We start from the raw sequence: 11,836 nt of genomic DNA, 5'->3' as shown, positions 1-11,836 counted from the left end.
GTCTCCGTCACCTTCCGGGCAGGGCCCGCGCCGGCCGGGCCGCGCCGGCGGTCCCGGGCAGCCGGCGGTAGTCCGTCTTGCCGTTGGCGTTGCGCGGCAGCTCGTCGAGGCGGGTCGCCGTCCGCGGGAGCATGTAGCGCGGCAGGAACCGCGCGCAGTGCCGCTTGATCGCGACGAGGCCGGGCCCCCGGCCGGGGGTCCGCAGCGTGTAGTAGAGGGCGATGCGCCGGTCGGCGCCCGCCGTGTCGAGGACGACGGCCGCGGCGGCGATGTCGGGGTGCCGGAGCACGGCGGCCTCGATCTCGCCCAGTTCGACGCGGTAGCCGGACACCTTGACCATGCGGTCCTTGCGCCCCCGGTAGACCAGTTCGTCGCCCTCGTAGGAGACGAGGTCGCCGGTGGCGTGGCGGTGCCGCCAGTGGTCCTCGGCGGCGGGCTCGGCCTCCCGGCGCCAGTAGCCGGGCGTGACGCAGTCGCCCTCGACGATCAGCTCGCCGAAGGCGTCCGGCCCGTCGAGCACGCGTCCGTCCTCGTCGACGACGGACACCCGGGCGCCGGTGACCGGCCGGCCGATCGGCACGGGTTCGGCGCGGTGCAGGTCCGCGGGGCGGACGCGGTGGTAGGTGCAGACGTTGGTCTCGGTGGGGCCGTACAGGTTGTAGAGCTCGGTGCCGGGCGGCAACAGCGCGGCCAGGGCCCGCAGTTGTCCGATCGGGAAGACCTCGCCCGCGAACAGGACGTGGCGCAGGGTGCGGACCACCCCGGGTGTGAGCGCGCCGGAGGCGGTGAGCAGGTGCAGCACCGACGGTACGGAGTACCAGACGGTGACCCCGTGCGCGCGGATGCCCGCGGCGAGCGCGCCGGGGTCGCGGGCGTGGTCGTCGGGGACGATCCAGACGCGGGCCCCGGCCGACAGCGCGGTGAACAGGTCGAAGGTGGACAGGTCGAAGTTGAAGGAGGCGTGGTTGGCGAAGACGTCGTCCGGGCCGACGAGCAGTTCGGACCGGGCCCACCGGATGAAGGCCGCCAGGTTGCGGTAGCTGATGCGGACGCCCTTGGGGGTGCCGGTCGAGCCGGAGGTGTAGAGGAGCGCGGCGAGGTCGTCGCGGTGCGGGGTGGGCAGGAGGACGAGGTGCCGGGCGGCGGCGGTGAACCCCGCCCAGGTCCGGACGGGGACGCCCGGACGCCCGCCTGCCGTCCCCGCTTCCCCGGCCCCGTTACCGCCCTCGTCCCTGTTCTCGTCCCCGTTCCCGGCCTCGCCCCCGTTTCCGGCCTCGTCCCCCTTCTCGTCCCCGGAGACGACGACCGTCCTGAGCGAGTCCGGCAGTGGGTGGCCGGACAGCAGTTCCCAGTGGTGGCGGTCGGTGAAGAGGACCACCGGTGCGCAGTCGGCGAGGATCGTGCGGACCCGGCTCACCGGCTGGCCGCCGTCGAGGGGGACGTAGGCGCAGCCCGCCTGGAGCGCGCCGAGGATCGCCTCGGCGTAGCGCGGCCCCTTGTCCGCCCAGATCGCCACCCGGTCGCCGACCGCCGCACCGAGGCCGAGCAGCCCCGAGGCCACGGAGGCGACGGCGGCCCTCAGTTCGCCGTGGGTCACGGTCCGCTCCCCCACGAGGGCGGGGCGGTCCGCCCGCTCCGGGGGGAGGGAGCGCGGCAGCCGGATCAGCGCGAGGTCGGACTCGCCCGTGGCCTGCGTCGGCTCAGTTCCCGTCACCGTCACCCCCGCCTCACGCCGCCGAGGGCAGCACGCCGGTCTCGCGGGCCGCCTCGACGAAGATCCCGGCGGCGTTCTCCAGGTCCTGGCGGGTGTGCTCGGAGGTGACGCTCACCCGCAGCCGGGCGTCGCCGAGCGGCACCCCCGGGAAGACCACCGTCTGGCAGTACAGGCCCCGGGCCCGCACCGCGCGCCCCATCTCCATGGCCCTGCGCTCGTCGCCGACGACGAGGGGCAGGATGGCGCTGCGCGTGTTCTCCAGGTCGAAGCCGGCGTCGGCCAACTGGCCTTGCAGGAAGCGGATGTTGGACCACAGCCGGGTGATCCGGCCGGGCTCCGCCTCGATGACGTCGATCGCCGCGATCAGCCCCGCGGCCACCCCGGCCGGGATGTTGGCGGCGAAGACGTAGGAGTTCGAGTAGTAGCGGAGGTACTCGATCACCTCCTCGTCGCCGACGACGAAGCCGCCCATGCCCGCCAGCGCCTTGCTCATCGTGCCGAGTTCGAGGTCGACCTCACCCTTGAGGCCGAAGTGCTCGGTCGTCCCGGAGCCCCGCTCGCCGAGGACGCCGGTGGCGTGGGCGTCGTCGATCAGGACGCGGGCGTCGTGCTCCTTGGCCAGGCGGACGATCTCGGGCAGGTCGCAGAGGTCGCCGTGCATGCTGAACACGCCGTCGGCGACGATCAGCCGGCCCCCGGAGCGGTCGTCGGCGCGCTTGAGGATGCGCTCCAGATCGGCCATGTCGTTGTGCTGGTAGATCTTGCGGATGCCGCCGGAGAGCCGGGCGCCGTCGACGATGCTCATGTGGTTGAGCCGGTCGACCACGAGGGTGTCGTAGCTCTTGACCAGCGCGGAGATCGCGCCCAGGTTGGCCGCGTAGCCGCCGGGATAGACGACGCAGGCCGGGCGCTGCTTGAAGGCGGCGAGCCGGCGTTCCAGTTCCTTGTGCAGGGTGTTGGTGCCGCCGATGAAGCGGGAGCCGGTGTGGGTGGCCCCGTAGGTGCGGGTGGCGTCGCAGATCGCCTCGATCACCTTGGGGTGGTTGGCGAGGCCGAGGTAGTTGTTGGAGGCGAACATGAGGAACTCGCGCTCGCGACCGGTGAGTTCGTCGTGGATGACGGCCCGGTTGCCGCACCGGGAGCGCAGCGGCATGCCGTACCAGTAGAGGTGTTCGGCCTTCCGCCGCCGTAGGTAGGTGGCGAAGCTGCGGGTCTTGGCGAACAGGTCGGGGTCGCGCTCCTCGACGAAGTCCTTCATCGAGCGGCCGTCCCACTCGGGGCGGGCGTCCACGGGTGCGGCGTCCGTGGTGGGTGCGGGGTGCGCGGGTGGAGCGGCCTCGCGTGCGGTGCGCAGTCCGGCCGCGAGTCCGCGCAGTGTCGTCGCGCCGGGAGCGCCCGTCGGGCCGTCGGCGAGGCCGTCGGTGAGGTGCTCGGCGGGGCCTTCGGCGACGCCGAGTGCGCGTGCGGCGTCGGCGACGACGGAGGAGAGGAGGACGGAGTCGATGCCGAGTTCGCTCTCCAGGTCGGCGTCGACGGGGAGTTGGTGACGCTGGTAGGCGGTGTGGCGCTGGGCGGCGGCGAGGACCGCCTCCAGCACGGGGTCGGCCGCCTCCGGTACGGGACCGACCGCCTCCGGCACGGGACCGACCGCCTCCGGTACGGGACCGGCGGACCCGGTCGCCGTCGTGGGCGCTCCGGCGCCGTCCCCCAGGGCCCGCAGTACCGCGTCAACGAGCTCGCGGATCGTCGCGGGGCCCTCGGCCAGCGGCGGGCTCAGCGCGAAGTCGTCGTTGACCGAGACGAGGATGGATTCGAGGATCACCGAGTCGATCCCGAGGTCCGCCTCGAAGTGGCTGTCGGGCAGGAGGTAGGACTCCTCGTACAGCGTCCGGGAGGCGACGATGTCCACGATCCTCCGGTGGACGGCCTCCCGGCCGGGGGCCTCCCCCGTGTCCCCCTGCGGTGTGTCCCGCGTGGCGCTCGTCATCGGACGCCCTCCCGCTCGTGCTGGAGCCGTTCGACGAGGGACGCGATCGCCTCGACGGTCCGGAAGTTGGCCGGGGAGACCTCCCGCAGGGGGACCGTGACGCGGAACCGGTCCTGGAGGTAGTGCACCAGGGAGAAGATCTCGGCGGAGTCGATGATGTTGAGTTCGGCGAGGGGGACCTGGGCGTCGAGCCCGTCGGCGTCGCCGTCGAGCCAGGCCTCGGCGATGTGGTCGATGATTGACTGCTGGGTGCTCATGGTCCTGCTCTCTCTCGTCTTCGGGCGGGCCCAGCCCCTCAGGACCGGTCCAGACGCGGCCAGGTCAGCACCGCCGAGCCCCAGGTCAGCCCGCCGCCGAAGGCGGTGAGCAGCACCCGCCGGCCCGGCCGCAGCACCCCTTGGGCGTGCGCCTGGTCGAGGGCGAGGGGAATGGACGCGGCCGCCGTGTTCCCCACCTCGGCGATGTTGTGGAAGCACCGCTCCCGGGGGAGCCCGAGCCCCTCCGCGACGTGCTGGGTGATGCGGAGGTTGGCCTGGTGGCCGACCAGGTGGTCGACGTCGTCGACGGTCCAGCCGGCCCGGTCGAGGACCGCCTTCGCCGACCCGGTCATACGGTGGACGGCGTGCCGGAACACCTCCTTGCCGCGCATGGTGAAGAACTCCTCGCCCGGGCCCGGCGCCGCCCCGGACAGGCGCTGGCGCGAGCCGCCCGCGGGCACGGTGATGAGGTCCTCGCCCTCTCCGTCGCTGCCCAGGTCGAAGGGGCCGAGCGCGCCGGGTTCGGCGGGGCTGCCGGAGCGCAGGACGACGGCGCCGGCCCCGTCCCCGAAGATCACGGAGGTGGAGCGGTCGTCGGGGTTCAGAAGGGTGGAGAAGGTCTCCGCGCCGATCACCAGGACCCGGTCGGCCACCGCCGCGTGGATGAGGCCCGCGGCGGTCGCCAGCGCGTAGACGAAGCCGGTGCAGACGGCGGAGACGTCGTAGGCGGCCGTCCCCGTCATGCCGAGCCGGGCGGCCACGACCGGGGCGGTCGCCGGGCAGGGGCGGTCCGGCGTGGTGGTGGCCACGATCACGGCGTCCACGGACGGCTCGCCCGAGGACTTCAGGGCCTTCGCGCCCGCGCCGACGGCGAGGTCGGAGGTGGCCGTGCCGGGCGCGGCGACATGGCGCTGTCCGATGCCGGTCCGGGACCGGATCCACGCGTCCGAGGTGTCCAGGCGCCCGGCCAGCTCGTCGTTGGACACGGCCCGGGACGGCAGACAGCTCCCGACGCCGGCCACGACGGCGGCGCGGTCGGAGTCCGTACGACGTGCCACCACATGCGCTCCTCGTCTGCCGGAAGCCATCTGTCCGAGCCCGAGTCTCGCCCGGGGGCCTGACCGATGACTGACCGCGCGCTGACCGATGGCTGACGCGGCCGGCCGGTCAGCGAGCCGTCAGTCATCGGTCAGCGGGCGGTCAGCCCCGGAGCACAGACTCGTACGGCGAACGCCCGGCACGTGAACGCGCGTTCGTCCCCGCTCCCCGGTCCCGGCGGCGCGCGGGACGGGCCTTGGGGAAAGGTGGGGCGCATCCCATGAGCGCGATGTACGACAGGCTGGTCGGCCTTCTCGTCGACCGTTTCGAGGTGGACCGCGACGAGATCGGCCCGGACACCACGTTCGAGGAACTCGACATGGACTCCCTGTTCCTGGTGGAGCTGCTGCTGGTGATCCAGTCGGAGTTCGGTGTGCACCTCGACGACGACGCGGCCTCGCCCGGCGACACGATCGGCCGGGTCGCCGAACTCCTGGAACGGCACGCGGCCTCCACGGCCTCGTCATGACCGCACCCCCCGCACGCACCGCCGCCGCCCCGCCCGCCGTCGCCGTCACCGGGATCGGCCTGGTCACCGCCGCCGGCATCGGCGTCGAGGACACCTGGCGCGGGGTGTGCGCGGGCGCGTCGGCCGCCGCCCGGAACCCGGCGCTGGCCGGACTGCCCGTGGACATCTCCTGCACGGTCCCGGGTTTCTCCCCGCGCACGCACGTGGGGCGGCGCAGTGCGCTGACCCAGGACCGGTTCAGCCAGCTCTCGCTCACCGCGGCCCGCGAGGCCGTCGCCGACTCCGGTCTCGACCCGGGGACGTGGGACGGCGCCCGCGTCGGCGTGGTCGTCGGCTGCGGTCTGGGCGGCGTGGCCACGTGGGAGACCCAGCACCGGCGCATGCTGGAGCAGGGACCGCAGGCGGTGTCCGCGCTGCTGATCCCGATGCTGGTGCCCAACATGGCCGCCGGACACCTGGCCATGGACCTGCGCGCCACGGGCCCCAACTTCGTGACGGCGACGGCCTGCGCGTCCGGCGCCACCGCGATCGGCGCCGCGCTGCACCTCCTGCGCGACGGCGCCTGCGACGTCGTGCTCGCGGGCGGCGGCGAGGCGGGCGTGAGCCCGCTGATGGTGACCGGGTTCGCCCAGATGGGCGCGCTGTCGACGGCACGGCTCGACCGACCGACCGCCGCCTCCCGGCCGTTCGACGCCGGCCGCGACGGGTTCGTCATCGGCGAGGGCAGCGGCATGCTGGTGCTGGAGCGCGAGGCGGACGCCCGCGCCCGGGGCGCCCGGGTCCGCGCGAGGGTGGCCGGCTACGGGGCCACGGCCGACGCCCACCACATGACCGCCCCGGACCCCGAGGGCACCGGTGTGATCCGCGCCCTGCGTACGGCGCTGGCCGCGGCGGACGTCATGCCCGACGAGGTCGACCACGTCAACGCCCACGGCACGTCCACCCCGCTCAACGACGCGGCCGAGGCGCGGGCGGTGCGCAAGGTCCTGGGCGAGGGCGCGGTCGTCACCTCGGCCAAGGGCGTCCTCGGGCACACGCTGGGGGCGGCCGGCGCGATCGAGGCCGCGCTGACCGTGCTCGCCCTGGAGCACGGGACCGTGCCGCCGACGGCCAACCTGGAGCGGCTCGATGCCGGCGTCGAACTGGACGTGGTCGCCGGGTCCCCGCGCCGGCGGGAGGTGCGGGTGGCGGTGAGCAACTCGTTCGGCTTCGGCGGCCAGAACGCCGTACTGGTCCTGACGGCCGCGTGAACGGCCCCGCCCCGCGCGCGACGTGCCGCGCTTCCCGCCACACCTTGTCCGGAAAGACCCCCGGCCGGCCGGCCCCGACATCGGAAGAATCCGACAGGTGACGAAACGAATCCTGATACTGCAACGCGTCGTCGGCGTCCTCTACGTCCTCGCGGGCATCGGCAAGTTCTTCCCGGAGATCGAATCGGTGGAGCAGCGCCTGGACGACGCCGCCGACGCCAACCACGGTGTCGCCGTGCTCGGCGGCTTCACCGACTGGCTCGACGGCCGTCCGACGGGCGTCACCGTGTTCGTCGCGGCCGCGATGGTCGTGAGCGGACTGGTGCTGATCCGCAACCGGGAACTGGTGCTCCCCGCGCTCTACGGGCAGCTGCTGATGCTGGTCTGCTTCGTGTTCATCCTGGTGAGCAGCGTGCCGCAGATCCTCGTGCTGGACGCCGCGTTCTTCGCCGCCGCCATCTACCTGATCGTGGTGCACCGCCGTGCACCGGCCGGCCCCTCCTCCGTCCCGCTCGAAACCCGGACGGACACGCAGACGTAAAGGTCCGATGCCCATGTCCTTCACGGTTCCCCACGACGAACTCGGCCGCCTCGAACAGCGGGTGCGCGAGGCGCTGCGCACCGCCGACGACAGCTCCCTGGACATCCTGGGCCACGGCGAGGTCACGCTGGTGCTCCGGCTCCGGACCGACCAGGGCGCCTACGCCTGCAAGCGGCTGCCCGTCTTCTCCGACCGCACGCGCTTCGCGCGCTACCGGCAGGGGCTCGACGAGTATCTGCGCCGCCTCACCGACAGCGGACTGCGCGTCGCCGACACCGAGGTGTGGCACGCGCCCCTGCCGGGCGGCCGGATCGTGGCGTACTGCGTGCAGCGCGAACTGCCGGAACGAAGGCTGTGCTCCCGGCTGCTGCACACCGAGGACGAGACCTGGGCCAAGGACTTCTTCTCCCGCTTCCTCGACCAGCTGGACCGGACCGTCTCCCCCACCCTCGGCCTCGACGCCCAGGCCTCCAACTGGGTCGATGTGGGCGGGGAGTTGGTGTACCTGGACATCACCACGCCCCTCATGCGGGACGCCCGGGGCCGGGAGAGGCTCGACGTCCGGCTGTTCTTCACCTCGCTGCCGTGGGTGCTGCGCGACGCCGTCCGGCTGTCGATGACCAAGTCGATCTTCGACAAGTTCTACGGCACGCGCGGTGTCCTCCTGGACTTCCTCGGCAACCTCCACAAGGAGCGCCTGGACGCACTGGTCCCGGCCTTCCTCGACCAGGCCAACGGCCGGCTGGCCGAGCCGATCACGGCGGCGGAGGTCGCCGCCTACTACCGGGGCGACGCCCGGATGTGGGAACTGATCCAGCGGCTGCGCACCGCCGACCGCCTCTGGCACTTCAAGGTGCTGCGCCGCCCCTACCCGTTCCTGCTGCCGCCGCCCGTGGACCGCTGACATGGGCTCCGCCGCAAGCGTGCGCACGGCCCGCGCCGCCGGGGCCGCGCCGCCGGTCCGTGCCGCCGCGGCCGGAATCGACGGCCGCCTGGTCCTCGATCCGGCGCGGCCGCTGTACGTGTGCCATGTGCGCGGGCCGCTGACGCTCGCCGTCGTCTCCATCGCCCGGCTGCGCACACTCGACGAACGGGCCCGTACGGCGCTGGAGTCCCGGCACCTCGGCCCGGCCGAGGCCGCGCGGCTGCGACGCCTCGCCCTCCCCAAGCGGCGCCTGGAGTGGCTGGCGGGACGGCTCGCGCTCAAACACGGCGTGTGCGCGTACCGGGGGCGGCACTTCGGCGAGCGGACCGACACGCGGGACGTCCGCGTCGGCGCCGTCGCGGGCGGGCTGCGGGCGGGCCGGCCACGGGTCGCGTTTCCCGTGGAGAGGGGTCTCTCCGTCGAGGTGGGGCTGTCGCACTCCGTGGACTTCGCCGTCGCCGTCTGCGGGCCGCGTGCCGTCGGCATCGACGTCGAGCACACCCGGCGGATGCCCCCGCTGCTCTCGGAACTGCTCGCCCCGGCCTCCGGTGCGGCGCGGGACGCGGAGTCCGCCGGGCTGCGGGCCATGCCGCCGGCGCTGCGCTGGACGTGCAAGGAGGCGGTCCTCAAGCACTTCGGTTTCGGCCTGCGCGTCGACCCCCGGGAGGTCGAGCTGACCGACTGGCGGGCCGACGGCCGTTTCTCGTGGCGGGCGGGACCGGGCCTCGTACGCCATCTGTCCCGGGCGGACGGGACGGACGGCACGGGCCGGACGGGCCCGACGGACGGGACGCGTTTCGACAGCTGGGCACGTGAAGTCGACGGCTACTCGGTCGCGTTGGTGTGGCGATAGGAGTTCGGGTCCATGACATCGGCATCGGCATCGTCCTCCGCGTCCTCCGCGGGCTCCGCCACGCCGCCGGCTCCCGGCGGCTGTACGGACGTGGCCTTCCAGGACGCCCTCCGGGTGGCCGCCGGGATCGCCGCCCGCAGCCCGTCGTCGCACAACTGCCAGCCGTGGGGCGTCGGGTGGGCCACCGACGCGGCCACCCGGCGCACGGCGGCGGCGCTGCTCGCGACGGCGGTCCCCGGCGAACCGGCCGGGCACGGCCCCGGCCTGCCGCGCCGGAGCGAGTATCTGGTCCTCGCCCTGGACCGCGAGCGGCGGCTCACCGCGCTCCCGGCGCACGAGGTCGAGATGCTGCTGAGCTGCGGCGCGTACGGGGAGATCCTGGCGCGGGCCCTGGCCGCCCAGGGCTGGCGGGCCGACGGCATCCGCTTCCTCGGCCAGGAGGACACCGGCGACGGCGGGCTCTTCGGCGACCGGTGGCCGCGTACCTGGCGACCGCTGTGCGTCGTCCGGCTGTCCCCCGCGACCGCCGCCCCGGACGGCCTCGCCGCGCTGCGCGACACCGTGCGCGCCCGGCACACCAACCGGGGCCCGTACCGCGCCGAGGCGCTCGACCCCGCCGTCCTCGACCGACTGGCCGCGCCCGAGCCGGAGCCGGCCCTCTTCCGCACGGAACCCCACGTCACCGTCCACCACCTGGTGACCGACGCCGAGCGGGCCGCCGTCGCCGGCCTGGTCGCCCGGTACGGCGGGCGCGACTTCGCCCACCTCGCCGCCTGGCGGGAGACGCACGCGTACATCCGCCGCGACGAGGCCGACGCCGAGCACAGCGGCGACGGCTTCACCCTCGGTCAGCTCTTCGGGCCGCTGTCGCCGCCGCGCCGGTGTGGCATGCGGGCCGCGCTGGCGCCCGCGACCATGCGGCTGCTGCGGCACGTGGGCTACGACCGGCTCCTCGCCCGGCAGCTCGCCGCCGCGGTCCGGGGCGCCCCCGCCACCGTCGCGCTGTGCTTCGAACGGTTCGGTGATCCCGGCGGCCCCGACGGCTCCGACGGTCCCGGTGACCAGGTGCCCGACGCCGGGTCAGGACTCCGCGCCGGTGCCGCCCTGGCCGGTTACTGGCTCGGCGCGACCCGTGCGGGTCTGGCGCTGCACCCCGTGAGCATCGTCCTCCAGCACGACGACGTCCGTGCCGCGTTCGAGCGGCGGCTGGGTCTGCCGGGGCGGGCGTTCTTCGTGAGCCGGCTGGGGCACGCGGTCGCGGTGTTCCCGCCCTCGCACCGGCTGGACCCGTCCCGCGCGCTGCGGCACGTATGACGTTTTCCGGGGACGTGAACGTCAGCGATTCAACAAACCTCGGCAAACCGGTGGCTCGTTTTCGCTCCCCCGCCGACGAAGGCGGCCTATGCGGAATATTGCGGGGAAGAAAGACGACTGACACAATCAGTCGCCCCAGGCAGCAAGGAGTGTCGGAAGAGCGCTGCGGCGCCCTCTCGGGGGAGGCACGGACTTTGCACCACCGCAAGCGACCACAATCGAAACCGCGTGTCGGTTCACCTGGACGGTAAAACCTGCCATCGCCCGATGAGGGCATCTGCGACCAACGCACACCCGGGCCACGTCGGGTCATTCACCCATGCACCCGCCCCGGTCCCACCTCATGGGAGGCAGTCGGTGAACATTCGCGTACTCGTGTGCTGCGAGGATGCGATCCTGGGCGCCGGAATGCGCGCGCTGCTCGATCAGCAGGCCGACATCACCGTCGTCGGCAACACCACCGGTCCCGGCTCCGCGGCGGCCGCCGCCCTGCAGGAGCCCGATGTCCTGGTGATCGTGTCCCCCGCACTGACCGTGGAGCACAAGCGGGAGCTCGCCGCGCTGTCGGCCGGCACGAAGGTGGTGCTGATCGCGAAGGCCGAGTACGCGCCCCGCTCCATCGAGGCGCTGCGCGTCGGTGTCCGGGCGGTGCTGAGCCCGGACACCTCGGCCGACGAACTGGTGCACGTCCTGCGGACGGTCAGCGCCGGCGCGGCCCTGGTCATGCCGGAGGAGGCCAGGCCGAGCCTGCACCGTCTGCCGGACGCCGTCCCCCCGGCGCCCGCGGCGGGACTCCTCGGCACCCTGACCCCGCGGGAATCAGAGGTCATTGTGCTGCTCGCGCAGGGGAAGTCCAATCGCGAGATAGCCGAGAAGATGTCCATTTCCGCGGCGACGGTACGGTCCCACGTTCACCATCTGCTGCGAAAACTCGGGGTGGGCACGCGCGCCCAGGCGGTGGCCGTCGCCTACGAGTCGGGCCTCATTTCCATCATTGGACGAAATTCAGGCGACGGGGACGGTACGGCCTGCTGAAAGACATTCAGTAAACGTTTCGACCTGCCCGGTATCCGTCCCCGATCCGCTCACCGGTCACTTCGTCGACGACCTTCGCCAGGTGGCCGAAGTCCGCCTCCAGCCGCCGGAACCGCGCGCTTTCCATGTCCCGCGCGAACTCCTCCCGGCTGCTCACCTCGATGATCTCGAAGTAGTACGGGGAGTGCGGGGAGCGCGGGGAGTGCGCGGGACCGCCGGTGGCCTCCGCGGGGGCGTCCGCCACCCGCTGGACGCCGAAGGCGAGGACGCTGGGCAGCTCGGGGCAGGCCGCGTAGTCGACGTCCCGCACCCATGCCTCGAAGCGCTCGGGCGCGACGCCGTCGAGGAGCTGGATGCGGTGGATGATGACCGTCACGGCGGATCTCCTTCCAT

Annotated in this window: 12 protein-coding genes; 7 read left to right on the top strand and 5 right to left on the bottom strand. The window is 73.5% G+C overall.

Annotated features, from left to right (window positions below):
* Positions 1–7: 7 nt before the first annotated feature.
* Genes IO29_RS18270 through IO29_RS18255 form a run of 4 tightly spaced genes read right to left on the bottom strand, consistent with a single transcriptional unit; the run spans position 8 to position 5,046 of the window.
* A complete protein-coding gene (locus tag IO29_RS18270; RefSeq protein ID WP_030380560.1) occupies positions 8–1,714 on the bottom strand; it encodes a D-alanine--poly(phosphoribitol) ligase in 1,707 nt (568 codons plus the stop codon).
* 13 nt (positions 1,715–1,727) lie between these two features.
* Positions 1,728–3,701, bottom strand: coding sequence for an aminotransferase class I/II-fold pyridoxal phosphate-dependent enzyme (locus tag IO29_RS18265; protein WP_030380559.1), 1,974 nt, complete (start codon positions 3,699–3,701; stop codon positions 1,728–1,730).
* Positions 3,698–3,958, bottom strand: a complete 261-nt coding sequence (locus IO29_RS18260) for an acyl carrier protein (protein WP_030380558.1) — start codon at positions 3,956–3,958, stop codon at positions 3,698–3,700. The genes IO29_RS18265 and IO29_RS18260 overlap by 4 nt, the downstream gene beginning before the upstream one ends.
* A gap of 38 nt (positions 3,959–3,996) precedes the next feature.
* A complete protein-coding gene (locus IO29_RS18255; protein ID WP_051707760.1) occupies positions 3,997–5,046 on the bottom strand; it encodes a beta-ketoacyl-ACP synthase III in 1,050 nt (349 codons plus the stop codon).
* Between the two features lie 230 nt (positions 5,047–5,276).
* Between IO29_RS18255 and IO29_RS18250 the strand changes: the two genes are divergently transcribed.
* The 7 genes from IO29_RS18250 to IO29_RS18220 all read left to right on the top strand — a co-directional run bounded on the left by IO29_RS18250 (position 5,277) and on the right by IO29_RS18220 (position 11,443).
* On the top strand, positions 5,277–5,525 hold the full coding sequence (locus IO29_RS18250; RefSeq protein WP_030380556.1) for an acyl carrier protein: 249 nt from the start codon (positions 5,277–5,279) through the stop codon (positions 5,523–5,525).
* Positions 5,522–6,775, top strand: a complete 1,254-nt coding sequence (locus IO29_RS18245; RefSeq protein WP_051707758.1) for a beta-ketoacyl-[acyl-carrier-protein] synthase family protein — start codon at positions 5,522–5,524, stop codon at positions 6,773–6,775. The genes IO29_RS18250 and IO29_RS18245 overlap by 4 nt, the downstream gene beginning before the upstream one ends.
* Positions 6,776–6,872: 97 nt before the next feature.
* The gene (locus IO29_RS18240; protein WP_030380554.1) at positions 6,873–7,316 is read left to right on the top strand and encodes a DUF6041 domain-containing protein; all 444 of its coding nucleotides are present in this window, start codon (positions 6,873–6,875) and stop codon (positions 7,314–7,316) included.
* A 13-nt stretch (positions 7,317–7,329) separates the two neighbouring features.
* Positions 7,330–8,220, top strand: a complete 891-nt coding sequence (locus IO29_RS18235) for a DUF6206 family protein (protein WP_030380553.1) — start codon at positions 7,330–7,332, stop codon at positions 8,218–8,220.
* A 1-nt stretch (position 8,221) separates the two neighbouring features.
* Positions 8,222–9,094: a 4'-phosphopantetheinyl transferase family protein gene (locus tag IO29_RS18230; RefSeq protein WP_051707757.1), complete on the top strand. Its 873-nt coding sequence runs from the start codon at positions 8,222–8,224 to the stop codon at positions 9,092–9,094.
* A gap of 12 nt (positions 9,095–9,106) precedes the next feature.
* On the top strand, positions 9,107–10,408 hold the full coding sequence (locus IO29_RS18225) for a nitroreductase family protein (protein ID WP_234307559.1): 1,302 nt from the start codon (positions 9,107–9,109) through the stop codon (positions 10,406–10,408).
* 357 nt (positions 10,409–10,765) lie between these two features.
* On the top strand, positions 10,766–11,443 hold the full coding sequence (locus IO29_RS18220) for a response regulator transcription factor (protein WP_030380550.1): 678 nt from the start codon (positions 10,766–10,768) through the stop codon (positions 11,441–11,443).
* 7 nt (positions 11,444–11,450) lie between these two features.
* Here IO29_RS18220 and IO29_RS18215 read toward each other — a convergent pair whose 3' ends face one another.
* Positions 11,451–11,819: a RedY protein gene (locus IO29_RS18215; RefSeq protein WP_030380549.1), complete on the bottom strand. Its 369-nt coding sequence runs from the start codon at positions 11,817–11,819 to the stop codon at positions 11,451–11,453.
* Between the last annotated feature and the right edge of the window lie 17 nt (positions 11,820–11,836).

The organism is Streptomyces sp. NRRL F-6676 (assembly GCF_000725625.1).
Classification (GTDB): Bacteria; Actinomycetota; Actinomycetes; order Streptomycetales; family Streptomycetaceae; genus Streptomyces.
The sequence above is the reverse complement of the archived record's forward strand: the minus strand, read 5'-3'. Positions and strand labels throughout refer to the sequence as shown.